This is a genomic window from Paraburkholderia sp. LEh10 (genome assembly GCF_017814945.1).
In the GTDB taxonomy this organism is placed as follows: domain Bacteria; phylum Pseudomonadota; class Gammaproteobacteria; order Burkholderiales; family Burkholderiaceae; genus Paraburkholderia.
The window spans coordinates 90,265-115,872 of sequence record NZ_JAGIPX010000019.1 but is presented as its reverse complement, the minus strand read 5'-3'; the positions used below and the strand labels follow the sequence as shown (position 1 = coordinate 115,872).

At 64.6% G+C, this 25,608-nt stretch carries 22 protein-coding genes; 15 read left to right on the top strand and 7 right to left on the bottom strand.

Features of this window, described 5'->3' with window-relative positions:
- Positions 1-25 precede the first annotated feature (25 nt).
- Positions 26-1,492: an MDR family MFS transporter gene (locus J8I87_RS17935; protein WP_313064879.1), complete on the bottom strand. Its 1,467-nt coding sequence runs from the start codon at positions 1,490-1,492 to the stop codon at positions 26-28.
- 139 nt (positions 1,493-1,631) lie between these two features.
- On the opposite strand from J8I87_RS17935, the gene J8I87_RS17930 reads away from it, so the two are divergent.
- Positions 1,632-2,387 (top strand): TetR/AcrR family transcriptional regulator, encoded by a 756-nt coding sequence (locus J8I87_RS17930; RefSeq protein ID WP_209933004.1) that lies wholly within the window; start codon positions 1,632-1,634, stop codon positions 2,385-2,387.
- A gap of 457 nt (positions 2,388-2,844) precedes the next feature.
- On the top strand, positions 2,845-3,309 hold the full coding sequence (locus tag J8I87_RS17925; RefSeq protein WP_209933003.1) for a response regulator: 465 nt from the start codon (positions 2,845-2,847) through the stop codon (positions 3,307-3,309).
- A 31-nt stretch (positions 3,310-3,340) separates the two neighbouring features.
- On the opposite strand, the gene J8I87_RS17920 is transcribed toward J8I87_RS17925, so the two are convergent.
- The 3 genes from J8I87_RS17920 to J8I87_RS17910 all read right to left on the bottom strand — a co-directional run bounded on the left by J8I87_RS17920 (position 3,341) and on the right by J8I87_RS17910 (position 5,272).
- Positions 3,341-3,928 (bottom strand): Fur family transcriptional regulator, encoded by a 588-nt coding sequence (locus J8I87_RS17920; RefSeq protein WP_209933002.1) that lies wholly within the window; start codon positions 3,926-3,928, stop codon positions 3,341-3,343.
- 88 nt (positions 3,929-4,016) lie between these two features.
- Positions 4,017-4,643 carry a glutathione S-transferase family protein gene (locus J8I87_RS17915; protein ID WP_209933001.1) on the bottom strand — a complete coding sequence of 209 codons (627 nt, stop codon included), beginning with the start codon at positions 4,641-4,643 and terminating at the stop codon, positions 4,017-4,019.
- A 2-nt stretch (positions 4,644-4,645) separates the two neighbouring features.
- A complete protein-coding gene (locus tag J8I87_RS17910; RefSeq protein WP_209933000.1) occupies positions 4,646-5,272 on the bottom strand; it encodes a glutathione S-transferase family protein in 627 nt (208 codons plus the stop codon).
- A 156-nt stretch (positions 5,273-5,428) separates the two neighbouring features.
- Here J8I87_RS17910 and J8I87_RS17905 point away from each other — a divergent pair, with 156 nt between their 5' ends.
- Positions 5,429-7,102 (top strand): nuclease-related domain-containing DEAD/DEAH box helicase, encoded by a 1,674-nt coding sequence (locus J8I87_RS17905; protein ID WP_209932998.1) that lies wholly within the window; start codon positions 5,429-5,431, stop codon positions 7,100-7,102.
- 37 nt (positions 7,103-7,139) lie between these two features.
- Here the strand turns inward: J8I87_RS17905 and J8I87_RS17900 are convergent, their stop codons facing one another.
- Complete coding sequence (locus tag J8I87_RS17900) at positions 7,140-8,090, bottom strand: phosphoribosyltransferase (protein ID WP_209932997.1); 951 nt, start codon at positions 8,088-8,090, stop codon at positions 7,140-7,142.
- A 230-nt stretch (positions 8,091-8,320) separates the two neighbouring features.
- Between J8I87_RS17900 and J8I87_RS17895 the strand changes: the two genes are divergently transcribed.
- On the top strand, positions 8,321-8,815 hold the full coding sequence (locus J8I87_RS17895) for a molybdopterin-dependent oxidoreductase (RefSeq protein ID WP_209933036.1): 495 nt from the start codon (positions 8,321-8,323) through the stop codon (positions 8,813-8,815).
- A complete protein-coding gene (locus J8I87_RS17890) occupies positions 8,785-10,629 on the top strand; it encodes a hybrid sensor histidine kinase/response regulator (protein ID WP_209932996.1) in 1,845 nt (614 codons plus the stop codon). Before J8I87_RS17895 ends, J8I87_RS17890 begins: the two co-directional genes overlap by 31 nt.
- A 36-nt stretch (positions 10,630-10,665) precedes the next feature.
- Here the strand turns inward: J8I87_RS17890 and J8I87_RS17885 are convergent, their stop codons facing one another.
- On the bottom strand, positions 10,666-11,520 hold the full coding sequence (locus J8I87_RS17885) for a helix-turn-helix domain-containing protein (RefSeq protein ID WP_209932995.1): 855 nt from the start codon (positions 11,518-11,520) through the stop codon (positions 10,666-10,668).
- A 763-nt stretch (positions 11,521-12,283) separates the two neighbouring features.
- Here J8I87_RS17885 and lhpH point away from each other — a divergent pair.
- From lhpH to zwf, 3 genes are all read left to right on the top strand, one after another.
- The gene (gene lhpH, locus J8I87_RS17880) at positions 12,284-13,291 is read left to right on the top strand and encodes a trans-3-hydroxy-L-proline dehydratase (RefSeq protein WP_209932994.1); all 1,008 of its coding nucleotides are present in this window, start codon (positions 12,284-12,286) and stop codon (positions 13,289-13,291) included.
- A gap of 24 nt (positions 13,292-13,315) precedes the next feature.
- Complete coding sequence (gene lhpI, locus J8I87_RS17875; protein ID WP_245253992.1) at positions 13,316-14,233, top strand: bifunctional Delta(1)-pyrroline-2-carboxylate/Delta(1)-piperideine-2-carboxylate reductase; 918 nt, start codon at positions 13,316-13,318, stop codon at positions 14,231-14,233.
- 228 nt (positions 14,234-14,461) lie between these two features.
- Positions 14,462-15,946, top strand: a complete 1,485-nt coding sequence (gene zwf / locus J8I87_RS17870; protein WP_209932993.1) for a glucose-6-phosphate dehydrogenase — start codon at positions 14,462-14,464, stop codon at positions 15,944-15,946.
- A 106-nt stretch (positions 15,947-16,052) separates the two neighbouring features.
- Here the strand turns inward: zwf and J8I87_RS17865 are convergent, their stop codons facing one another.
- The gene (locus J8I87_RS17865; RefSeq protein WP_209932991.1) at positions 16,053-17,138 is read right to left on the bottom strand and encodes a GlxA family transcriptional regulator; all 1,086 of its coding nucleotides are present in this window, start codon (positions 17,136-17,138) and stop codon (positions 16,053-16,055) included.
- 502 nt (positions 17,139-17,640) lie between these two features.
- On the opposite strand from J8I87_RS17865, the gene J8I87_RS17860 reads away from it, so the two are divergent.
- The 7 genes from J8I87_RS17860 to J8I87_RS17830 are packed head-to-tail and all read left to right on the top strand — an operon-like array spanning position 17,641 to position 25,007.
- The gene (locus J8I87_RS17860) at positions 17,641-19,029 is read left to right on the top strand and encodes an L-serine ammonia-lyase (protein ID WP_209932988.1); all 1,389 of its coding nucleotides are present in this window, start codon (positions 17,641-17,643) and stop codon (positions 19,027-19,029) included.
- A 37-nt stretch (positions 19,030-19,066) separates the two neighbouring features.
- The gene (locus J8I87_RS17855) at positions 19,067-20,311 is read left to right on the top strand and encodes a sarcosine oxidase subunit beta family protein (RefSeq protein ID WP_209932987.1); all 1,245 of its coding nucleotides are present in this window, start codon (positions 19,067-19,069) and stop codon (positions 20,309-20,311) included.
- Between the two features lie 20 nt (positions 20,312-20,331).
- Positions 20,332-20,631: a sarcosine oxidase subunit delta gene (locus J8I87_RS17850; RefSeq protein ID WP_209932986.1), complete on the top strand. Its 300-nt coding sequence runs from the start codon at positions 20,332-20,334 to the stop codon at positions 20,629-20,631.
- On the top strand, positions 20,628-23,639 hold the full coding sequence (locus J8I87_RS17845; RefSeq protein ID WP_209932984.1) for a sarcosine oxidase subunit alpha family protein: 3,012 nt from the start codon (positions 20,628-20,630) through the stop codon (positions 23,637-23,639). The genes J8I87_RS17850 and J8I87_RS17845 overlap by 4 nt, the downstream gene beginning before the upstream one ends.
- Complete coding sequence (locus tag J8I87_RS17840; protein WP_209932983.1) at positions 23,629-24,279, top strand: sarcosine oxidase subunit gamma; 651 nt, start codon at positions 23,629-23,631, stop codon at positions 24,277-24,279. Before J8I87_RS17845 ends, J8I87_RS17840 begins: the two co-directional genes overlap by 11 nt.
- The gene (locus J8I87_RS17835; protein WP_209932982.1) at positions 24,276-24,728 is read left to right on the top strand and encodes a dihydroneopterin aldolase; all 453 of its coding nucleotides are present in this window, start codon (positions 24,276-24,278) and stop codon (positions 24,726-24,728) included. Before J8I87_RS17840 ends, J8I87_RS17835 begins: the two co-directional genes overlap by 4 nt.
- Positions 24,729-24,740: 12 nt before the next feature.
- Entirely contained in the window at positions 24,741-25,007 is a 267-nt protein-coding gene (locus J8I87_RS17830; protein WP_209932981.1) for a hypothetical protein, read from the top strand.
- Positions 25,008-25,608 lie beyond the last annotated feature (601 nt).

Genomic DNA, 25,608 nt, shown 5'->3' with positions numbered 1-25,608 from the left:
TTTCCGCGCGATTCACTGTTTGGATTCACTGTTTGCGCAGGGGATGGTCTCTGAGCAGCCACGCAAGCGCGAACGCGAGCACGACCACGCATGCGGCGACGATGTACACCGTATGCAATGCGCTTGCGAAGGCGAGCAGATAGTCGTCACGCAGCACGGTGGGCAAGCGATGAATCGCTGCGGGCCCGAGCGCGTGCGGCAACTCGGTGTCGGGTGGAATCAGCGCTTGCAGGCGCGACGCCAAGCCATTCGAAAAGATCGCGCCGAATGCCGCCACGCCGACTGAGCCGCCGATCGATCGGAACAGCGTTGCCCCCGACGTCGCGGTGCCGAGATGCCTGAACGGCACCGCGTTTTGCACGGCGAGAATGAGCACCTGCATCACCATGCCGAGACCGCAGCCGAGCACGCCCATGTACGCGTACATCAGATGAACGGGTGTGCTGAGCTTCAATGTGGTAAGCAGCACCATCGCGACGCCGACGAGGAACGTGCCCATGATCGGGAACATCCGGTATTTGCCGATCTTGCTGATGATGCGGCCCGTGATGATCGACATCAGCAGTACGCCGCCCATCATCGGCAGCATCTGCATGCCGGCTTCGGAAGGTGTCGAGTTCTTCACGACCTGCAGATACATCGGCAGAAACGTCACCGAGCCAAACAGCGATACGCCGACGATAAAACCGATCGCGCTCGACAGCAAAAACGTGCGGTCGCGAAACAGTTCAAGCGGCATGATCGGCTCGACGGCGAGGCGCTCTTCGTAGATGAATCCGCCTATGCAGATGAATGCGAGTACGAGCGTGAACCACAGTTGCGGCGAACTCCACGGCAACACCGTGCCGCCCTGGCTCGTGAACAGGATCACGCAAGTGAGGGCGCCTGCAAGAAAGGCTGCGCCCATGTAGTCGATCGTGTGCCTGACGTGCGCAACGCGCGGCTTGAACACGGCGCCGATCACGAGCAGCGCAACGATGCCGAGCGGCACGTTGATGTAGAAGATCCAGCGCCACGACAGATGGTCCACCAGAAAGCCGCCCATCATGGGGCCGATCACGGTGGCAAGACCGAACACGCCGCCGAACACGCCCTGATAGCGGCCGCGCTCGGCGGGCGGAATCACGTCGCCGATGGCCGCCATCGTGATGACGAGCAGCCCGCCGCCGCCCAGCCCTTGCAGCGCGCGCAAGAGGATCAGCTGCGTCATGTTCTGCGCGACGCCGCATAGCGCCGAGCCGATCAGAAACAGCACGATGGCCGTCTGCAGCACGACCTTGCGTCCGAACAGATCGCCGAACTTGCCGTACAGCGGCACAACGATCGTCGAGGTCAGCAGATATGCGGTGACGACCCACGACAGACTGTCGAGCCCGCCGAGCTCGCCGACGATGGTCGGCAGCGCGGTCGAGACGATGGTCTGGTCAAGCGCCGCGAGCAGCATCACCAGCAGCAGCGCGGGAAACAGCACGCGAAGCGACGGCCGCTCGATGGTGCCGGGCGCCGCGTCGGGGGTGAGGGTTCGGGTGTCCGTCTGCACTTCCGGTGCTTTCAAGTTGCCTTGAAATTAATTAACATGAAGATTAATATATTCCCAATGCGGACATTCGTCAAATTCACAGTTCACCGTCATGGCAAGAAAATCGGCAGCGCAATCGGGTGCGGAACAGGCAGAAGGTGCGGGCCATAACCAGGGTGAAAGCGGACTGCGCGCGCCGGCGGACGGCGACGCGGTGCCGGCAGCCGCGCGCAAGCCGGGCCGGCCATCGGGCAGCGGCCGCGGACCGGAGCAGCGCGCCCGTCTGCTGGACGCGGCGCTCGCGCTGTTTGCGCGCCAAGGCATCGTCGATACGACGCTCGGGCAGGTTGCGCGCGAGGCGGGATTCACGCCGGCGATGATGCATTACTACTTCAAGACGCGCGATCAACTGCTCGACGTGTTGATCGACGAGCGTTTCCTGCCGCTGCGCGCGAGGCTGACGGGCTCGTTCCAGGTGCATCCCGACGATCCCCTGGCGGCCATCACGCTGCTGGTGCGGCGGCTCGTCGAAGTGGCGGGGGACTACCCGTGGTTTCCGTCGCTCTGGATCCGCGAGGTGATGAGCGAAGGCGGCCTGCTCAAGCAGCGCATGCACGAGCGCTTCGGCGATGCGAACCAGCGCGCCGGCACCGCGTACATCGAGCGATGGCAGAAGGAAGGGCGGCTTAGTCGGGATCTGGAGCCGTCGCTGGTTTTTCTGTCGGTGATTGGTCTGGCGATATTGCCGCTCGCGACGTCGGCCGTGTGGCGCAACGACCCCGCGCGGCGCAAATTGACGGCTGACGATATCGCGCGTCATGCCGTGGCGCTCCTGACCCACGGCGTCGGCCGCCCTGCGCCGGCATAAGCCGCATTTCGTCCCCATTCCCTTTTCTGCCCGGTTCCGCCATGCGGGCAACCCCCAATTTATGCGGCACGCAACATGCTTGATCCTGGTGCGCTTCGCGAGTCGCGGATCATGCGTGTGACCGCACTCTCGCGTTATCTGCCTGCCTTCAGACGGTCACGCAAGCGCCTGGCGCGCTCGTCAAGAGGACGCGGTGCCGTTCGCGGGCAAAGCGTGGGGATGAACCGTCACGCCATGCTCGCAACCGCACAGTCGCGTGCAACTCGACGCGGAAAATCGAGTCCGAAGGGAGGATGTGCCCGCCCCAGCGTGCGGGCCGCGACGAATACGCGAAGCGCGAGGGGTTGGCGGTACGGACAGCGCGTCCGTCCACCTCGGTAAGAACGTCCTATGAGAGTAGAAACGTTGAACTGTTTTCCGCTGCCGGCGCTGGCGCGGTACACAAGTGCGTAACATCATGTCCACGTCAGAATGCATAACCCGCTTTTCAAGCAATAACATCAAGATGAACGGAGTATTGAGGCTCGATCAGGCCACGATCGTGCTCGTCGAAGACGACCCGCAGAGCAGGGAATCGTTGAAAATTCTGCTCGAATCGGAAGGGGCGCACGTCATCGCGGTGGCGGATGCGGAGGAAGGTGTCGAAGCTGTGGTGCGCGCGCTGCCGGATGCCGTCGTCTGCGATCTGGACCTGCCCGCGATGGACGGCTTCTACCTGATTCAGCGCGTGCGGGATCACGAGATTCGCGGCGATCATTCTCCTTCCGTCGCGGTGGCCTTGACGGGCCATACGGATGAAGCCTACCGGCTGCGCAGCATCGGCGAAGGATTCCAGCACTTCATGACGAAACCGGCGCCGCCCGAGGCGCTGGTGACGCTTCTGCACGATGCGATTGGCGCGCGCGCCGCAGGTTTGACCTGACGCTCGAACCGCGGCGTTCCCGTTGGCGAATTCAGCTGCCGGTGGCCGGTGCCGCCTGGCACGCTGAACAGAGCCCTTTCAGCTCGATCCCATCCCCGGCGAGCCGGTAGCCCGCGTTTTCGATTTGTGCGACGAGCGCCTCGCGCAGCGCGGGTTGATGCAGTTCGGTGACATTGCCGCACTGCTGGCACACGACGAGAATGCCGTGCTGGCATTGCGTGAGGTCATGACAGACGGCGAACGCGTTGATCGACTCGATCTTGTGAACGAGCCCCGCGGAAAGCAGAAAGTCGAGTGCGCGATACACGGTCGGCGGCGCGGAGCCGGGGTGGATCTGGCGCATGTCGTCGAGCAGCGAGTACGCCTTCGTCGCGCGGCCCGATGTCAGCAGCAGTTCCAGCACCTTGCGGCGAATTGGCGTGAGCTTTTCGCCGCGTTCGCGGCAGTATTCTTCCGCCAGCGCGAGCGCCGCTTCGGCGGACGCAGGCGTGCCGTGCGTGTGCGCGTGGTTCGCATGCGCATCGTCCGTGTGTGAATGGACATGCGCCGTTCCATGCTCGTGATGCGCGCCGGGCGAATGATCCCGTGCGGCGTCGGCGGTTGGCTTGGCGTTTTTCATCCGCTGATTATACGGTTCGTCAGAACGGGCGGCGCGGGCGCACAGGGCGCCTCGCGTGGTGCAAATGTGCGTCGCCCGATCGCGACGTTCAGTCGAGCTTGACCTCGAACCCGCGCCGCACGCCCGGGCGTTCGAACAGCGTGTCATACCAGCGCTTCACGTGCGGGTAGTCGGCGAGATCGACCTTGTGCCGCTCGTGCCGCCACGCCCAGCCAAGAATTGCGAAGTCCGCGACGGAAAGCTCGCCCGCCACGTACTCCGTCTTGCTCAGGCGTGCATTGAGCACCGCGTACAGCCGCCGCGTCTCGGTCGAGAAGCGCTTGAGGCCGTAGCGCTTATCGTCTTCGGATGCGAGCGCCGCAAAGTGATGCACCTGGCCCGGCATCGGACCGAAGCCGCCCATCTGCCACATCAGCCATTCGAGCACGGGCACGCGGTCGCGCAGACTTTTCGGCAGGAATTTGCCCGTCTTCTCGCCGAGATACAGCAGGATCGCGCCCGATTCGAACACGCTGATCATCCCGCCGTCCGGCCCGTCGGAATCGACGATCGCAGGGATCTTGTTGTTCGGGCTGATCGCGAGGAAGTCCGGCTGGAATTGCTCGTCCTGGGTGATGTCGATCGCCTTGACGGTGTACGGCAGTTCCATTTCTTCGAGCGCGACGCTGACCTTGCGGCCGTTCGGCGTGCCCCATGCGTAGAGCGTGATGGTCATGATCAGGTCAGATCAAAGTCGACGTATCGCTTGAATCCCGAGCGGGGGGCGAGCCGCCGATACCAGCGTTCGAGGTTCGGCATCGACGGACGCTCGACGCCCGGCAAGCCGAACCAGCGTTTCGCGTACGCGCCGAGCACGATGTCGGCGAGCGTGAACTTCTCGCCTTCGATGAAGAAGCGCCCTTGCAGGTGCGCATCGAGCATCTTCCACAGCTTCGCGACGTTGCCGATGTCGGCGCTTAGCTTTGCCGCGTCGCGCTCGGCCTCCGGCGTGCGCACGATCGCCCAGAATACGGGACGCTCGGCGGGCTGCAGCGTGGACAGCGACCAGTCGAGCCAGCGGTCGATGCTCGCGCGCGCCTTCGGCTCGTCGGTGTAGAGCAGGCTGGAAGCGCCGTACTGCATCACCAGATAACGCAGGATCGAGTTCGATTCCCACAGCACGTAGTCGCCGTCGACGAGTGTCGGAATCTTGCCCGTCGGGTTCATCGCGAGATAGTCGGGTTCGTCGTTGCGGCCGAATTGCAGGCCGGCGTCGATGCGGTTGTAGGGCAGGACCAGTTCGTCGCACACCCACAAGATTTTCTGGACATTGACCGAGTTGGCGCGTCCCCAGATCGTAATCATCCGGTAATCCTCTTTCCTCTTCTTGTTGGCAAGCCGCGCCACGTGCGCGGCGTTCAATCGATAACGATACACGAAGCGGATTTATCTTTCCTTTCGCGGCCAATGCCCGTACGGGCGTTGCGTACAATGTGCGCACCCAACCTGACGAGGCATCGCATGGCCCGCATTGTCCCCGACGACTGGAAGAGCCTTGCCGCAACGGGCGCCGCCGCGCGCGAGCGCGAGACGCTGGCGCTGCTCGAAGAAGCGCTTCCGCGCGGCTACACCGTCTACCACGGCGTGCACTGGACGCGTCTGTCCGAGGGCTTTTCCGTGTTCGGCGAGGCCGACTTCGTGATCGTGAGTCCGTCGGGGCGCGTGATGATCGTCGAGCAGAAAACGGGCTTTCTGCGCGAGACGCCGAAGGGGCTCGTCAAGGTGTACATGCAGACGCAGCGCAATGTCGCGATCGCGCTGGCGCGCACGATGGAAGGGCTGCACCGGCGCTTTACGGCGGCCTTCGGCGCGGGCACGTATTTCATCGAAGAGCTGCTGTATTGCCCCGATCACATCGTCAAGGACACGGCGATCGCGGGCGTGAACCCGGCGCGCATCGTCGACGCGACGCGCAAGGACAAGCTCGTCGGCATCATCCGCGACGCGCTGCCCGAGGACGAGCCGCGTCTCGCGTGCGCGCCCAAGATCCATCATTTTCTCGCCGACGAACTGTCGCTCACGCCCGACGCGAGCGCGCTCGTCGGCCAGGCGGGCACGCTCGTCACGCGGCTCGCGGGCGGCCTCGCAACATGGGCGCGGCGGCTCGAATTCGCGCCGTTCCGGCTGCGCGTGATCGGCACGGCAGGCTCGGGCAAGACACAGCTTGCCGTGCAGGTGATGAAGGACGCCGTCGCACGCGGCGAGCGGCCTTTGTACGTCTGTTTCAACCGGCCGCTCGCGGACCATATCGCGCGCGTCGTGCCGCCCGAGGCGAAGGTCGCGAACTATCACCAGCTATGTGACTGGATCGCGCGGGACAGCGGCCGCGCACCGGATTTTCAGAGCGGCGACGTGTTCGAGCAGCTCGAAAGCGCGTTCGCCGACACGCGGATCGACGCGCGCTGGCAATACGATGTGCTGATCGTCGACGAGGGCCAGGACTTCCAGCAGCCGTGGGTGCCCGCGCTGGAGCGGCTTTTGAAGCCGGGCGGCGCCTGGTGGTGGCTCGAAGATCCGCTGCAGAACCTGTATATGCGCGAGAGCGTCGCGCTGCCCGGCTGGACAGTGCTGCGCGAATCGACGAACTATCGCAGCCCGCGTGACATCCTCGACTATCTGCGCGGCGTGGTCGGCGCGACGGTGCCGCTCGCGGGCAGTCTCGCGGCGGGCAGCCCGTTCGACGGCTCCGACATCCTGCTGTCCGCCTACGACGAAGGGCAGGCGCCCGAAAGCTGCATCGATGCGACCAAGCGGGCGATCACCCAGGCGCTGGCGCTCGGCTTTCGCAAGCAGGACATCGCGGTGCTGTCGTTTCGCGGACGCGAGGGCTCGGTGCTCTGGCCGCTCGATCACCTCGGTCCGCACCGGCTGCGCAGCTTCACGGGCAAGTACGATCTGTTCGGCAATCCGGCGTACCGCGAAGGCGACGTGCTGCTCGACTCCATCTACCGTTTCAAGGGGCAGTCGGCGCCGTGCGTGATCCTGAGCGAAGTCGATTTCGATGAGTTCGACGAGCGCAACGCGCGCAAGCTGTTTGTCGGCGCGACCCGCGCGACGATGAAGCTGATCGTCGTCGCATCACGGCGCGCCGCGCGGCATCTGCAACTGGGCGACGCGAAGGATCAGGCGGAGTAGCGCGCGGGCTCGCCCGGCCGCTGGCACGGCGTGCGGCTCAGCGCTGCCAGACCGACGCGCTGATCAGCGTGCCCGTGTGCCCGAGGGCATCCCACCAGATCACGCGCAGCAGCGGCGCTTCTTTCGCGATGAAAAGCGCCTGCACCGGGTCGCTTTCGATGAAGTGCGTGACGCCGCAGCGCAGCGCGGCGCTCGCCTTGTGCGCGGCGGCGCCCGCGGGCGTTTCGTCGTGCGCATCGGGTGTGCGCATCACCAGTTCGAGATGGCCGAAGCCGTGCCGCTCGAGCCACGCACGCGTGCGCGCGAGGTCCGCGTGCGGCCGGCCCGTGATCACCGCGCGCACCTTCTGCAGGTCGACGTCGGGCAGCACGTCGTACGGCAGGAGCGCGTCGCGTTCGTTCAGCGCCGCGGCCAGATCCTCGTCGTAGCGCGAAAGCGGCACGTCGGGCAGCAGGATGCCGTCGAGGTCGATCGCGTAGGTCGCGTACCGATGGTCGTCGGCCATCCTGTCCGCGGCGCCTGACTCGACTTTCAGCCAGTCCTCGCGGTATTCGGCCGTATAGGCCTGCCGCTCCCACGGAAACAACGCGAAGAAACCGGACGCATCATTCGCGTAGTCGGGGCGGATGCGGCTGATTTCATCGAATGCGCCCGTCAACGTCTTGACGGTCAGGCCGTGCTGTTCGAGAAACGCGATGCAATCGACGAGCGTAAAGCCGCGTCCCGCGATGTCTTCGCACAACAGCACTTTCGAGCCGGGGGGCGGCAGCGGCTGCGCCGAATCCCACGTGACGTGGCGCGCCCGGCGGTCGTAGCTCAGGAACGCAACGGGGACGCCGATCGTGTGCGAAGCCATCAATGCGAGGGGCGCGCCACCCCGTAAAATGCCCACGGCGGCAGCAAAGCGCTCTTCGAGCAGGGCGGGCTGCAGCGATTCGATCCAGTGGTCGAGCTGTTCGTAAGTCAACGGTAGAACCGGCTTTTTCATGATGTTGCGGTATCGAGTGGGCCGGATGGACGCGCGTCGGCGAAACGGCTTTTTTGAGATGGAAGCCGATATTATGCACGCCATGTAAAGATTCTGTGTCGGCGCATCCTGACACGCTGGCGTTATCGTCTGACGGCGTTGTCAGGCACAATGCGGGGCGGGTAACAACAAGACCACACAAGAGGGACCTGAAAGTGCATGACAAGCAATACGGATGGCTGCGCACGCTGATGCTCGCGCCCTTGCTGGCGCTGGCGCTGGCGCTCGTGACGCTGAGCGCGCACGCCGCGCCGGTGTCGACCACGCTCGCGCTCGACGTGAAGGGCAAGATTTCGAAGACCAACGACGCCGATCACACCGTTTTTCACTTCTCGGAAGCGCAGATTCTCGCGCTGCCCGTCCATACGATCTCGACGTCGACGACTTGGACGGCAAAATCCACCTTCACGGGGCCGCTGCTCGCGGATATTCTCAAGACGGTGGGCGCGTACGGCGATCAGATCGAAATCCACACGCTCGACGACTACACGTACACGATTCCCGTATCGGACACGAGCCGCTATGGCGTGATCGTCGCGTACAGCATGAACGGCGAGCGCCTGCAGGTCAGCGACTTCGGGCCGCTGTTTCTCATCTATCCGCGCGACCAGTTTCCCGGCGAGCTGGCGGGGGCGTCGGCGGACGCAAAATTCGTATGGCAGATCAAGGCTCTCATCGTCAAATAGGAAGGCGCCCGCTGCGCCGCGTCGTACTCGTCGTCATCTGGATCGCGGCGCTCGCGGCGCCGACCGCGGCGATCAGCTATCTGCTTTACTCGGCGCTTCTCAACCCTCGCGCGACCCAGCAGCTGACGGGCACCTATGACGGCTTCTACTGGGACGCCGCGCAGCTGCAGATCGCCTACGCGCGGCTCGAAAGCCAGTTGCTGCAGTACCAGACGGGCGCCGATTCCGATTATCAACGGCTCACGCTGCATTTCCAGGTGCTGCAGTCGAAGCTGCGCGTAATGGCGGGCTCGACGCAGCGCCTCGCCACACAGGCGGAGGCCGTCCAGCGCCAGCAGGAGGAGATCGCGCGGCTCTCCGGCATGCTGCGCGCGATGGCGCCTTCCCTCGAAGCGTTGCCGGACAACCCGGCGCTCGCATCGCAGATGGTCGAGGAGCTGCGCAAGCACTGGAAGGAAGTGAACGACCTCGCGCTGAGCCGCCGCTACGTCGACATGCAGGACCGCGAGGCGCTGAATTCCGACTTCATCGCCAAGCGCCGGATGCTGTTCGCGGGCGGCCTCGTGCTGCTGTTGCTGTCTGCGGCGGCGACCGTGCTGCTCGTGATGAACGGCCGGCGCCGCACCAACCTGATCCTGCAGCAGCGCGCCGCGCTCGAAGCCGAGCATCAGGCAAGCCGCGCTGCGCGCGAGGCGAGCCTCGCGAAAGATGCGTTCCTCGGCATGATCAGCCATGAATTGCGCACGCCGCTGCATGCAATCGTGTCGTCGATCGAGCTGCTCGGCTTCAACTTCCACTCCGAGGCGGACCGCAAGGTGATCCAGCGGCTCGACACGGCCGCGCGGCATCTCGAAGCGCAGATGAAGGACCTGACCGACTACGCGCGCCTCGGGGCCGGCAAGCTCGAACTGCGCAACGAGCATTTCGATCCGCGCGAGCTGCTGGTGTCGATCGTCGACGAGAACGAGCCGGCCGCGCGCGCGAAGGGTCTCGCGTTCGAAGGCTGCGCGAGCGGGCGCGTGGGGCTCGTCGATTCCGATCCGCATCGCATCCGGCAGATCGTCAACAACCTCGTGACCAACGCGATCCGCTACACCGAGCGGGGCACGGTCACGCTGCGCTTCGACCAGCGCGACGACGCGCTCGCCATCGTCGTCACCGACACGGGCGCGGGCGTGCCGCACGCGCAGATTCCGCTGATCTTCGAGGAGTTCACGCAACTCGATGCATCGCGCACGCGGCGCTTCGAGGGGGCGGGCATGGGGCTCGCGATCGTGCAAGGGCTCGTCGAACTGTTCAATGGGACGATCGGCGTGGAAAGCGAGGTGGGCGAGGGCACGCGCTTCACGGTGACGATTCCCGTGACGTCGGTCGCCGCGCCCGCCGCGACGACGGCCGCGCCGCATCCGGCGCAAGCCGAGGGCCGCCCGCAGGTGCTGATCGTCGACGACAACCAGCTGATCCGCGAATCGCTGTGCGAGATGCTCGAACACATGGGATGCGACGCGGCCGCCGTCGCCAATGCCGACGACGCGCACGCATGGCTCGCCGCGTCGCATTGCGATCTGGTGCTGCTCGATTTGCACATGCCTGACAAGGATGGCTATGCGTTCATGGCCGAATACGCGCAGAAGCCGGGCGCGCTCCCGCGCACGCCCGTGATCGCCGTGAGCGCGTACGCGCCCGATACGCAGACGCGCGCGGACGCCGACGCGTTCTTCGACAGCCTGACGAAGCCCGTCCACTACGAGGTGCTGCGCGACGCCGTGCAGCGCGCGCTGGCGGCGCGGCACGGGGCGTCGGTGGAGGGCTGATGCGCTCCTCCGGGGAAGGGGGCCGCCCGCTTGCCGCTAGACCCGGCTCAGACGTTTGGACAGATCGGCGACGAGGATCGCCATGCGCGCCGGCTTCTCGTAACAGGCGACGTCGTAGTTGCGCACGATGTCGCTGATTTCCGATTCGCTCGCCTTGCCTGTCAGCAGTTCGCCCGTCAGCACGAAAATGGGCGCGTCCGGGTTTTCCGACGCGCGCACCGCGCGGATCGCTTCCGCCGACGTCTGCGGACCGAACAGCCAGTCGATCACGACGCCGTCGAACACCTGGGTCTGCAGCGTCTCGGCGAAGGCTGTGAGGCCATAGATCGCGACGGCCGCGAAGCCGCTGCGCTCCAGGTAGTCACGCAGGTTGTCGGCGGACGCCTGGTCGTCGTCGACGACGGCGATCAGCGGCTTGTCGGTTTCGGCGCGGCGCGGGTAGATCTCGATCTTGTGGACTTCGTGCGCGTTCTGATAGAGCGCGCCGTCGTGACGCACGACGCGCCACTGGTCGAACTTCGACCACGCGATGAATTCCGGCCGGGCGCCCGCTTCGATCGGCGCGCCGATCCAGGCGGTGCACGCCAGTTCGATCGAGCCGATCGCGAACACGGCTTCCTGCGCGGTGGCGCCGACCATGCCGGGGTCGAGCGTCTGAGCGCCGAACAGCTGCGCGGCCGGTTCGCCGAAGACCTCGGCGACCTTCTTGATCTGCGAGAGCGTCCACGGGCTGTTGCCGCGCAGCTTGCGGTGGCCCTGCGAAAAACTCAAATCGAGGATCCGGCAAAGCTCGCTGGTTTGCTGACGCTTGCCGATGCCGTGACGGCTCATCAACTCGCGCACGCGTTCGGCGACGGCGAGCGAGTCGGTTGAGGTGGCTTCGTTGGACATGCGCGAAGTTTCGGTCGGTATAAATAGTTGTGTATGACGGGGCGTCGTGGCGATTGCGCGATGCGCGGTGCCACGCGGCACGCCGGGTGGGCGTGCTGCCCTTGCGGAAGGAACTGCACCGCAAGACTTCGGGCGCGCCTGGTGTCGCGCCGTGTCCGCATGATCGAGCCTCTCGACGAACCGCTGATTCTAATGAGTTCGACCGCCCGCGCGAACCAGGGCAGCGTCGATTCGTGTCGAATTTGTCTATTCTAGCGGTGAAACCTATGCAAGATGCATAACATTACGTGCATTACGGGCCTTTCGACGCATGCCATCGCGTTTCACGCGGACGCCGGGCCGACGATTTCTGAGCGGGTTGCTGCGCGGATGCGAGCCTGAGAAGATGCAGACCCTCTATACCGGTGCGCCGCCGCGTTGCGCACGCGCTTTCCGGTTTCCCTCCGGAAAAGGAGATGGCCCGGTCAGCGCAGGGCCATCTCGGTCCGGCTGACCATCTCATTAGTAAGGTGCCGCCCCGCACAGGGGCAACGCCTGCGGATGCCCGCGATAGCCGCAAAACACGATCGCAAGCGCGGATGCCCGCGATAGCGGCAAAAACAAGCCGCATAGCGGATGCCCGCCCAACGCAAGGGCAAAATAAACCGCATGGCAAAATGACCGGAAAGCGGCGCCAAAGCGCCAACCGCAGGAGCGAGACAAACAGCATGTTCGACATCAACACAACCCAAACCCAAACCCCCGCGCGCGGCGCGCTCACATCATGAAGCTGAACCGCGTCATCAGCACAGTCGAAGTGCACACGGGCGGCGAGCCGTTTCGCATCGTCACGAGCGGGCTGCCGAAGATTCCCGGCAAGACCATAGTCGAGCGGCGCGCCTGGCTCAAGGAGCACGCTGATCATCTGCGGCGCGCGCTGATGCTGGAGCCGCGTGGGCATGCCGACATGTACGGCGGCTACCTGACGGACCCCGTCACGGAAGCGGCCGACTTCGGCATCATCTTCGTTCACAACGAAGGCTATAGCGATCACTGCGGACATGGCGTCATTGCGCTAGCGACGGCGGCCGTCGCGCTCGGCTGGGTCGAGCGCATGGAGCCCGAGACGCGCGTCGGCATCGATGCGCCGTGCGGCTTCATCGAGGCGTTCGTCAAGTGGGACGGCGATCACGCGGGCGGCGTGCGCTTCGTCAACGTGCCGTCGTTCATCTGGCAGCGCGACGTGAGCGTCGAGACGCCGGGCTTCGGCACCGTGCGCGGCGACATCGCGTTCGGCGGAGCGTTTTACTTCTACACGTCGGGCGAGCCGTTCGGGCTCGAAGTGCGCGAGGCGCAGGTGGACCGGCTGATCCAGTTCGGCGCCGAAGTGAAGCGCGCGGCCAACAAGGCCTTCAAGGTCCAGCATCCGCAGATCCCCGAGATCAATCACATCTACGGCACGATCATCGACAACGCGCCGCGTCACGCGGGCTCGACGCAGGCCAACTGCTGCGTGTTCGCCGATCGCGAAGTGGATCGGTCGCCGACGGGCTCGGGCACGGCGGGGCGCGTCGCGCAACTGTATCTGCGCGGCCAGTTGGGCAGGCACGAGACGCTCGTCAACGAGTCGATCATCGGCACCGTGTTTCGCGCACGCGTGCTGTCGGAAACGAAGCTCGACGGCTTCGATGCCGTCATTCCCGAGATCGAAGGCGACGCGCATATCTGCGGTTTTGCGAACTGGATCGTCGATGAGCGCGATCCGCTGACATATGGTTTTCTGGTGCGCTGAACGCGCAAGGGAGAAAGTATCGACATGAGCAGCACGCCGATTTTCGACGCCGCCGGGACGGCGGGCCTGATTCCGTTTCGCGCGCTCGCCGACGCGCTGAAGACAGCCGCCGCCGATTACGCGGCTGGGCGCGTCGCGAGCCCCGAGCGGCTGGTGGTGCCGCTGAACGACAACGGCATCATGCTGTCGATGCCCGCAGCGGCATCCGACCTCGCGATCCACAAGCTCGTCAACGTGTGCCCGCGCAACGGCGAGCGCGCGCTGCCGACGATCCACGGCCAGGTGATGGCATTCGACGCCGATACCGGCAAGACATTGTTCATCCTCGACGGCCCGACCGTCACGGGGCGCCGCACGGCCGCGATGACGATGCTCGGCATCGAGACGCTGTCCCGCACCGCGCCGAAGGACATTCTGCTGATCGGCACGGGCACGCAGGCTGCGAACCACTTGCAGGCGATCGGCGAGCTGTATCCGGACGCGCGCGTGCGCGTGCGCGGCACCTCGGCGGCGCGCGCGCAGGCGTTCTGCGACGCGCAGCGCGGCAAGGCACGCGATCTGCAGCCGCTTGCCGGCGCAGCGACGCCCGATTCCGTCGACGTCGTCATCGCGCTGACGACGAGCCGCCAGGCCGTCTACGACGAAGCGCCGCGCGCGCAGCGGCTCGTGATCGGCGTCGGCGCGTTCACGCCGCAGATGTGCGAGATCGGCGCGCGCACGCTCACGGGCAGCGCGCTGTACGTCGACGATCTGGCGGGCGCGAAACACGAGGCAGGCGACTTCATTCAGGCGGGGATCGACTGGTCGACGGTGACGGGCATCAAGGACGCGCTCGCGAAACCGCCTTCGTTCGACCAGCCCGTCGTCTTCAAGACGGTCGGCTGCGCGGCGTGGGATCTGGCGGCGGGGCGCGTCGCGCGCGCGGCGTTGGGCGCGGGCTGAGCATCGTCATCGGCATGCGCGGCTGCCGATGACGTTGCCTTGCTCCGCGTAGTGCACGGCACAAGGGGAACGAACGTCCGTGCCGTGTCACGCGAGCACGCGTGCAAACAATCCGAAAACGTTGCAACATAGTTGTCTCGCGCAGACATGTCCGCTGTAAGCGCTGCCTGAACGGGCGGCATGGACTGGCTTGCGTTTTTCCCAGCAGTTCATTTTTCCGACCGCGCTATGACGACTTCCACCGCACCTGCTTCGCCGGACCGCCCGCTCGACATGATCATCTTCGGTGGCGCCGGCGACCTGTCAGCCCGCAAGCTGCTGCCCGCGCTGTATATGGCGCACACGCACGGCAATCTGCCCGCCGATACGCGCATCCTCGCGATCGGCCGCCGCGATTGGCAGCGCGAAGACTATCTGAAATGGATGGAAGAGCAGAGCAGGCCATTCATCGAGTCGAATTCATTCGACTCGTCCGCATGGGACCGTTTTCTCGCGCTCTTCGAATATGTGCGCGTCGACGTCGATCAGCCCGGCGACTACGCGCGTCTCGCTGAAGTATCGCGTCCCGACGCACTGCGCGTGTTCTATCTGTCGACGTCGCCGGAACTGTTCACGACGATCTGCGAGAACCTCGCCACGCACAATCTGCTCGACGAATATTCGCGTGTCGTGCTCGAGAAGCCCCTCGGCCATGATCTGGCATCGGCGAAGGCGATCAACGATTCCGTCGGCAAGCATTTTTCCGAGCACCAGATCTACCGCATCGACCATTACCTCGGCAAGGAAACGGTTCAGAACCTGATGGTGCTGCGCTTCGGCAACGCGATCTTCGGGCCGCTGTGGCAGGCGCCGTATATCCGCTGCGTGCAGATCACGGTCGCCGAGGCGGTCGGCGTGGGCACGCGTGCAGGCTTTTACGATCACACGGGCGCGATGCGCGACATGGTGCAGAACCACTTGCTGCAACTGCTGTGCATCGTCGCGATGGAGCCGCCCGTATCGCTCGACGCCGACGCCGTGCGTGACGAAAAGCTGAAGGTGCTGCGCTCGCTGCGCCCGATGACGGCCGAGGACATCGTGCGCGACACGGTGCGCGGGCAGTACACGGCGGGCGCTGTCGGGGGCGAGCCGGTGAAGGGTTATCTGGAAGAGGCGAACGTGCCGCCCGATAGCCGCGCTGAAACCTTCGTCGCGTTGCGTGCGCATATCAACAACTGGCGCTGGGCGAACGTGCCGTTCTATCTGCGCACGGGCAAACGGATGGCGAAGAAGCTCTCGGAGATCGTGATCGAGTTCGCGGATCTGCCGTTTTCGCTCATGCCGAATAGTCCTTGCGGGCCGCACAATTGCGGCAACCGTCTGGTGATCCAGTTGCAGCCGAATGAGTCGATCCAGTTGCAGATGCTCGCAAAAGAGCCGGGCAGCGGCATGCGGACCTTGCCGGTGAATCTGAATCTCGATCTCGAGCAGGCATTCACCAGCCGGCGCGCGGAAGCGTATGAGCGTCTGCTGATCGACGTCGTGCGTGGAAGGCTCACGCACTTCATGCGCCGCGATGAACTGGAAGCGGCATGGAAATGGGTCGATCCCATCATCGAAGGATGGAAGCGCAACGGAGACAAGCCGCGTCCCTATACGGCGGGGACCTTCGGGCCGGGGGCTTCGACGGCGATGATGGCGAGAGACAATATGGGGTGGTCGGAGGATGCGTAAGTCGGGCGGCCGTCAGTCGCGAGGCCCATAGCGGGTCGTGAAAAGGCGGAGAGGATGACTTCTTCGCCTTTTTTACGCCGGTTGCAATCGACGCCCGGCACACGCGTCAAAACACATCCACCCGCCCCGGAAACGTCTCGTCATATGCGACGGCGGCATCACCTTCGGCAGGCGTGCCGCCGCGCTGCTCTCTAAACATCACGGGCGGCATCCCGAACTCCTTGCGAAACTCCCGCCCCAGGTGCGAGGCATCGGAAAAGCCGCAACTGGAAGCAATATCCGCGACCGTCCGGTCCGAACTCGTCAGCAGCCAGGCCGCCGTTCTCAATCGCACCTGCTTGGCAAACGCCTGCGGACTCTTCCCCGTTTCAGCCTTGAACAACCGCTCCAGTTGACGCGGCGACAGATCGAGCTTGCAAGCCAGCTCCTCGAGCGGCAGCGTCCGTCCGACATGCTGCTCCATCAGCAGGATCGCGCGCTTGACCTTCGGATGCGTCGCCGGTTCGAGCCCGGGAGGATGTGGCTGCGGCGCATTGCCTTTCTGCATTTCGCCGACGAGCAAAATCCGCAGCGCCTTCTGCACCGTTGCCGTCTCGAAGTGCCTCAGCAAGATCGCCGCGGCCACATCGATGGAAGCGCGCCCACCCGAACATGTGATCCTTCGCCGGTCGATCACGAACAGCCGGTCCGCCACCAGCGCATCCGAATTCACGGATGGAAAACGCTCGACGAAATCCCAGTAGTGAAACCAGCTGACGCAGATCCGGTGCGCGTCGAGCACGCTCGCGCGCATCAACGCGAACACGCCCGTGCAGATGCCCACCAGCGTCGCATTCGAGCGCGCGGCGTTGCGGATGAACTGCAAGGTCTCGTCGCTTGCTTGCGGCCCCGAATGCAGCAGCCCGCCGACGACGACGACATAGTCGAACGGCTCGGCGTCGGCGAATGTCTGCCAGGGCGTGATCTGGATGCCGCAACTCGCGCGCACGGGCGCTAGCGACTCGCCGATCACGCTCCAGCAGCAGCGCACGGGCTTGCTGTAGTCGCCTTCGTCGGCGGACAGACGCAGCATGTCGACGAAGCCCGAGAACGCCGTCAGCGTGAAGTTCGGCAGCAGGATGATGCCGAAGCGGATGCGTTCTTTCGGCAGCGCATCGATGGAGGTCAGCGGTAGCGAATCAGCGATGGTCATGGCGCGATGGCGCAGCAAGCGTCATAAGGTCCGGCAACGAACGAAAACGACGAACGAAAGCGACGAACGAAAGCGACGAACGAAAGCGACGAACGAAAGCGACGAACGAAAGCGACGAACGAAAGCGACGAATGAAAGCGACGAACGAAAGCGACGAATGAAAGCGACGAACGAAACAGCGCGCGCAGCAAAACGCGCACGCGCGCGCGGGATAGCCCTAGCGTCGCCGATTCGCATGCCTGCCGCTTGTCCTTTTGCGACATCTATCTTCGCAGATGCGAAGCGCGTGCAACCCCGCGCGGTCGGCGATCCGGCGATCTTGCGCGCACCGCGACTTGTGATTTTCCGTCGCCGGGTTGCGCATAAACGCACCCGGCGCGCGCACTGGCGTCGCTATCCCATGTCGATGCCGTTTTTGTTCTATCGGCCGATTTTACGCTTTGGTGTACTGGCGTCACTCCCGGATCAACGCGATCCGTCCACTCAACTGAGCAAGGTTCCCATGAACGTCAGCGTTTTCGACCTGTTCAAGATCGGCATCGGCCCATCGAGCTCGCACACCGTCGGCCCGATGATCGCCGCGTGCCGCTTCGCTTCGCATATCGAGGACGCGAATCTGCTCGCGTTCGTGCGCCGCGTCAAAGTCGAGCTGTACGGCTCGCTCGGCGCGACGGGCAAGGGCCACGGCACCGACAAGGCGGTGCTGCTCGGCCTCGAAGGCCATCTGCCCGACACCATCGATCCCGACCTGATCGAGCCGCGGCTCGCGCAGATCCGCAAGGTCAGGCGCCTGTCGCTGCTCGGCAAGCACGAGATCGGTTTCGACGAAAAAGAACACGTGTCGTTCTTCCGCCGCCTGATGAGCGGCACGGGCAGCGTCGTGCATCCGAACGGCATGCGCTTTCAGGCGTTCGACGAGAACGGCCAGTTGCTGGTCGAGAAAGAGTATTACTCGGTTGGCGGCGGCTTTGTCGTGAATCGCGAAGGCGATCGCGTGAACGGCGTGCGCGGCGGCGGCGAGATGCCGTATCCGTTTCGCACCGGCGACGACCTGATGCGTGTGTGCCGCGAAAGCGGCCTGTCGATCGCACAAGTGACGTTCGCGAACGAATGCGCGTCGCGCTCGCCGGAAGACGTGCGCGAGGGCCTGTTGACGATCTGGCGCACGATGGCCGCCTGCGTGGCGCGCGGCTGCAAGATGCATGGCGAGCTGCCCGGCCCGATGCGCGTGAAGCGCCGCGCCGCGGATCTCTCCGTGCAGTTGCGCACGCGTTCGGAAGAGTCGCTGCGCGATCCGCTGTCGATGCTCGACTGGGTCAACCTCTACGCAATGGCCGTCAACGAAGAGAACGCCGCGGGCGGCCGCGTCGTCACCGCGCCGACCAACGGCGCGGCGGGCGTGATTCCCGCCGTGTTGCACTACTACGTTAAGTTCGTGCCGGGCTCGAACGAAAACGGCATCGTCGATTTCCTTCTGACGGCGGCCGCGATCGGCATCATCTACAAGGAAACGGCGTCGATCTCCGGCGCGGAAGTGGGCTGCCAGGGCGAGGTCGGCGTCGCGTGCTCGATGGCTGCGGCGGCGCTCGCGGCCGTGATGGGCGGCACGCCGACGCAGGTCGAGAACGCCGCCGAAATCGGCATGGAGCACAACCTGGGCATGACGTGCGACCCCGTCGGCGGGCTCGTGCAGATTCCGTGCATCGAGCGCAACGCGATGGGCGCGATCAAGGCGCTGAACGCGTCGCGCATGGCGTTGAAGGGCGACGGCCAGCATTACGTGACGCTCGACAACGTCATCAAGACGATGCGCGAAACGGGCGCCGACATGAAAACGAAATACAAGGAGACGTCGCGCGGCGGTCTGGCCGTGAACGTCATCGAATGCTAATGGTAACGAGCAAGGCAAACACGAAGGGGTCTGCGAGATGAGCCGCTATTCGATATTCAGTCTGTTCCGCAACGGGTTGTCGTATCACGAGAACTGGGAGCGACAGTGGAGGAGCCCGGAACCGAAGAAGGAATACGACGTCGTGATCGTCGGCGGCGGCGGGCATGGTCTTGCGACCGCGTACTACCTCGCGAAGGAGCATGGCGTGAAGAACGTCGCGATTCTGGAGAAGGGCTGGATCGGCGGCGGCAACACGGCGCGCAACACGACCATCGTGCGTTCGAACTATCTGTGGGACGAATCGGCGGCGCTGTACGAGAAGGCGATGAAGCTGTGGGAAGGTCTGTCGCAAGACCTGAACTACAACGTGATGTTCAGCCAGCGCGGCGTGATGAACCTAGCGCATACGCTGCAGGACGTGCGCGACACCGAGCGGCGCGTGAACGCGAACCGGCTGAACGGCGTCGATGCCGAGTTCCTCACGCCCGAGCAGGTCAAGGAAATCGAGCCGACCATCAACCTGAATAGCCGCTATCCCGTGCTCGGCGCGTCGATCCAGCGACGTGCGGGCGTCGCGCGTCACGATGCCGTCGCATGGGGCTTCGCGCGCGGCGCGGATCAGGCGGGCGTCGACATCATCCAGAACTGCCAGGTGACGGGCATCCGTCGCGACGGCGGGCGCGTGACGGGCGTCGATACGGTGAAGGGCTTCATCAAGGCAAAGAAGGTCGCCGTGGTGGCAGCCGGCAACACGACGACGCTCGCCGACATGGCGGGCATCCGGCTGCCGCTCGAAAGCCATCCGTTGCAGGCGCTCGTGTCCGAGCCGATCAAGCCCGTCGTCAACTCGGTGATCATGTCGAACGCGGTGCACGCGTATATCAGCCAGTCGGACAAGGGCGACCTCGTGATCGGCGCGGGCGTCGACCAGTACACGGGCTTCGGGCAGCGCGGCAGCTTTCACATCATCGAAGGCACGCTGCAGGCGATCGTCGAGATGTTCCCGGTGTTCTCGCGCGTGCGGATGAACCGTCAGTGGGGCGGCATCGTCGATGTGTCGCCGGATGCGTGCCCCATCATCAGCAAGACCGACGTAAAGGGCCTGTACTTCAACTGCGGCTGGGGCACGGGCGGTTTCAAGGCGACGCCGGGCTCGGGCTGGGTGTTCGCGCACACCATCGCGAACGACGAGCCGCATCCGTTGAATGCGCCGTTCTCGCTGGACCGCTTCTACACGGGACACCTGATTGACGAACACGGCGCTGCTGCCGTGGCCCACTAAACCCACTGGGAGAAAGAAACATGCTGCTGATCGAATGCCCGTGGTGCGGGCCGCGCGCCGAATCCGAGTTCAGCTGTGGCGGCGAAGCCGACATCGCGCGTCCGCTCGACACCGACAAGCTCACCGACAAGGAATGGGGCGACTACCTGTTCATGCGCAAGAACCCGCGCGGCGTGCACCGCGAGCAATGGATGCACACGCAGGGCTGCCGCCGCTGGTTCATGGCGACGCGCGACACGGTTTCGTACCAGATCCAGGGTTACGAGACTTTCAACACCGGCACTACGTCCGCTGAAGCACAAGGGGGCAACAAGCAATGAGCCAGAAAAACCGCCTCGGCGCCGGTGGGCGCATCAACCGCGCGATTCCGCTGACCTTCACGTTCAACGGCCGCACGTATCAGGGCTTCCAGGGCGACACGCTCGCTTCCGCGCTGCTCGCGAACGACGTGCATTTCGTCGCGCGCAGCTTCAAGTATCACCGGCCGCGCGGCATCGTCACGGCAGATGTGGCCGAGCCGAATGCCGTCGTGCAACTGGAGCGCGGCGCGTACACGGTCCCGAATGCGCGTGCGACGGAGATCGAGTTGTATCAGGGGCTCGTCGCAAACAGCGTGAATGCCGAGCCGAATCTCGAACACGATCGCATGGCGATCAACCAGAAGTTCTCGCGCTTCTTGCCCGCGGGCTTCTACTACAAAACCTTTATGTGGCCGCGCAAATGGTGGCCGAAATATGAAGAGAAGATTCGCGAAGCGGCGGGTCTCGGCAAGTCGCCCGACGTGCGCGATGCCGACCGCTACGACAAGTGCTACGCGCATTGCGACGTGCTCGTCGTGGGCGGCGGCCCGACGGGCCTCGCCGCCGCGCATGCGGCCGCCGTCAGCGGCGCGCGCGTGATTCTCGTCGACGATCAGCGGGAACTTGGCGGCAGTCTGCTGTCGTGCAAGGCGGAGATCGACGGACGTTCGGCGATGAGCTGGGTCGAGAAGATCGAAGGGGAACTGTCGCGCATGCCGGACGTGAAGATTCTGTCGCGCAGCACGGCGTTCGGCTATCAGGACCACAACCTCGTCACGGTGACACAGCGTTTGACGGACCATTTGCCCGTGTCGATGCGCAAGGGCACGCGCGAACTGCTGTGGAAAATCCGCGCAAAGCGCGTGGTTCTCGCGACGGGCGCGCACGAGCGGCCCATCGTGTTCGGCAACAACGATCTGCCGGGCGTGATGCTCGCGTCGGCTGTCTCGACGTATATCCATCGCTTTGGCGTGATGCCGGGCCGCAACGCCGTCGTGTTCACGAACAACGACGCGGGTTATCAGTGCGCGCTCGACCTGAAGGCTTGCGGCGCGGCCGTCACGGTCGTCGATCCGCGTGCGCAGGGCAGCGGCGCATTGCAGGCGGCGGCGCGCCGTCACGGCGTGAAAATCATGAACAACGCAGCCGTGATGACGGCGCACGGCAAGCAGCGCGTGACGTCGGTCGAAGTGGTCAAGTATGCGAACGGCAAGACGGGCGCCGTAACGGGCGAAAAGCTGGCGGACCTGCCATGCGATCTCGTCGCGATGTCGGGTGGCTTCAGCCCCGTGCTGCACCTGTTCGCGCAGTCGGGCGGCAAGGCGCACTGGAACGACTCGAAGGCGTGCTTCGTGCCGGGCAAGGGCATGCAGCCGGAGACGAGCATCGGCGCGGCAGCGGGCGAATTCAGCCTCGCGCGCGGATTGCGTCTCGCCGTCGATGCGGGTGTCGAAGCCGTGAAGTCGATCGGTTATGGCGTCACGCGTCCCCAGGTGCCGCAGGTGTCGGAGCTCGCCGAGTCGCCGATCCAGCCGCTGTGGCTCGTCGGCAGCCGCGCGGAAGCGGCGCGCGGAGCGAAGCAGTTCGTCGATTTCCAGAACGACGTGTCGGCGGCGGACATCCTGCTTGCCGCGCGCGAAGGCTTCGAATCCGTCGAGCACGTGAAGCGCTACACCGCGATGGGCTTCGGCACCGACCAGGGCAAGCTCGGCAATATCAACGGCATGGCGATTCTCGCCGATGCGCTCGGCAAGACGATTCCCGAAACGGGCACGACCACGTTCCGCCCGAACTACACGCCTGTGAGCTTCGGCACGTTCGCAGGCCGCGAGCTCGGCGATCTGCTCGACCCCATCCGCAAGACGGCCGTGCACGAATGGCACGTCGAGAACGGCGCGATGTTCGAGGACGTCGGCAACTGGAAGCGCCCCTGGTACTTCCCGAAGAAGGGCGAGGATCTGCATGCGGCCGTGAAGCGCGAATGTCTCGCGGTGCGCAACAGCGTCGGCATTCTCGATGCATCGACGCTCGGCAAGATCGACATTCAGGGCCCGGATGCCGCGAAGCTGCTGAACTGGATGTACACGAATCCGTGGACCAAGCTCGAAGTCGGCAAGTGCCGTTATGGCCTGATGCTCGACGAGAACGGCATGGTGTTCGACGACGGCGTGACGGTGCGCCTCGGCGAACAGCACTTCATGATGACGACCACGACGGGCGGCGCGGCGCGCGTGCTGACGTGGATGGAGCGCTGGCTGCAGACGGAATGGCCGGACATGAAGGTGCGGCTCGCGTCCGTCACCGATCACTGGGCGACGTTCGCGGTAGTCGGGCCGAAGAGCCGCAAGGTCGTGCAGAAGGTGTGCAGCGACATCGACTTCGACAACGAGGCGTTCCCGTTCATGTCGTATCGCAACGGCACCGTCGCGGGCGTGAAGGCGCGCGTGATGCGCATCAGCTTCTCGGGCGAACTCGCATATGAAGTGAACGTGCCCGCGAACATGGGGCGCGCGGTCTGGGAGGCGCTGATGGCCGCAGGCGCCGAGTTCGACATCACGCCTTACGGCACGGAAACGATGCACGTGCTGCGCGCGGAGAAGGGCTACATCATCGTCGGCCAGGATACCGACGGTTCGATCACGCCGCACGATCTCGGCATGGGTGGCCTCGTCGCGAAGACGAAGGACTTCCTCGGCCGCCGTTCGCTGACGCGCTCGGACACCGCGAAGGAAGGACGCAAGCAGTTCGTCGGCTTGCTCACCGACGATCCGCAGTTCGTGCTTCCCGAAGGCAGCCAGATCGTCGCGGGTCCGTTCCAGGGCGATACGGCGCCGATGCTTGGACACGTGACGTCGAGCTATTACAGCCCGATTCTGAAGCGTTCGATCGCGCTCGCCGTGGTCAAGGGCGGCCTGAACAAGATGGGGCAAAACGTGACGATCCCGCTGGCGAGCGGCAAGCAGATCGCCGCGAAGATCGCGAGCCCCGTTTTCTACGACACGGAAGGAGTGCGTCAACATGTGGAATGAAGCAAGGAACAATGCACCGGGCGCAACGTCGGCTGTCGCGCAACGGGGGACGGGTCAGCCCTGGCAGGAGTCGCCGCTTGCCGGCGTGGGCGACCTCGTGAAGAAGCACGCGGCCTCGCCGTCGAAGAAATTCAATCTGCGCGAGAAGGCGTTTTGCGATCTCGTGAATCTGCGCGGCGATGTGCGCGACGCAGCGTTTCTGGGCGCTGTCGAGAGCGTGACGGGCTGCCGTCCGCCCGCGAAGGCGAACACGGTCGCGCGCGGCAACGGCTATGACGTGCTGTGGCTCGGCCCTGACGAATGGATCGTGCGCTCGCTGCAACCGCAAGCGCCCGTCGCGGAAAGCAGGCTGGTGGAGGCGCTGCAAGGGCAGTTCGCATCGGCCGTCGATATCGGCAGCGGCTGGACGGTGCTCGAAGTGAGCGGTGAGAAAGTGCGCGACGTGATTGCGCGCGGCTGTCCCCTCGATCTGCATCCGCGCGTGCTTGCGCCGGGGCAGTGCGCGCAGAGCCATTACTTCAAGGCGTCGATCGTGCTCGTGCCCGTCGCCGACGATACCTATGAAATCGTCGTGCGCCGCAGCTTTGCCGATTACTTCGTCCGGATCATGCTCGACGCGGCCGAGCCGCTGATGTCGTGAAGCCGTTCGAAGAGTCGCTCGCGGCGTATGTCGAGCCGGCTCACCGCGTGCGGGGCAAGGGCTGGCGCGTGTTTGTCGATGAGCTCGTCGTATCGACGCGCATCGGTATTCACGCGCACGAGCACCTTGCGCCGCAGCCGGTCGTGATCGACGCGAGTCTTGCGTATCGCTGTGCGCCTTCGGAAGAAGGCACACATGCGATGATCGATTACGAGCGGTATTGCAATCGGGTGAGCGAGTTTCTTTCGACGAAGCCGCATACGAGGATGCTGGAGACGCTCGCGGTCGAGATCGCACAATTGTCGTTCGACGAGTGGCCTGCGCTCGATGCGCTTACGCTGTCGCTGCACAAGCCGAAGATTCGCGAGGGCACGACGCGCATTGGCGTCGAGCTGGACTGGACGCGTGCGGATCATGACGTGCATCGCGCGGCCGCGTTTTCGGGTTGAGCGTTGTTCGATATGTCGCGTGCGGATACTTCGGCATTGCTCAAGCGCGCATACGGGGCTGGAGATGCGCGTGCCGCGATTGCGCTGCTCGATCAGAGCATTGCGCTTGGGCATCGGCGGATCGCGTTGATTCGCTATTTGCAGGCACAGCATCTCGATGCGCCGCTCGATGCCCGGCATCATGAGTATGTGCGCGAGATCGCCGCGCGGATGAGTCCGCAGACGCTGGCGAGGGTAGTGGGGGAGGCGCGTGCGCGGGCGGGGAGGTATGAGGGGTAGTGTGCGGATTGTTTTGCCGCTGTCGCTGGCATTCGCTGTTCTGCCGCTGTCGCTGGCATCCGCTATCGCGGTTTGTTTTGCCTTTGCGCTGGCATCCGCGATAGCGCCTCGCGGCGCGGGCGTTGCCCCTGTGCGGGGCGGCACCTACTTTCTTTGCCGCGGCAAAGAAAGTAGGCAAAGAAAGCCGCTCACACCGCCAATGCTTGTTTTTATCCACGGGCCCTCAACATCCCCCTGTTTATCACGGCAGTGTGCTCGCCCACGCCCGTTGCCAGCGCACTGAGCGGCGGCTCCCCCGCTTCATGCACCCGCGTTGCAAGCCACAACCTCAATTATCCAGCGCCCCTGTGCGGCAAACCTATGTAGGCCGTCGCGCCATCCAGAATACCCTCGCTGCGCGACACACCCACACAGTTCGAGCGCTGTCCTGTGAGGCGCGATAACCAACATATGTTTGCCGCCAATCGGCAGTGAAACCTCGGGAGGGTTAGCTGTTGTGCCAGCGCATGAAGTGGGTGAGGCTTCAATCAGCGCGTGGGCAACGGGCGAGGTCAGCACGCTGCCATGCGAAGTGCGGGGGCGTTGAGAGCCCGTGGAAAAG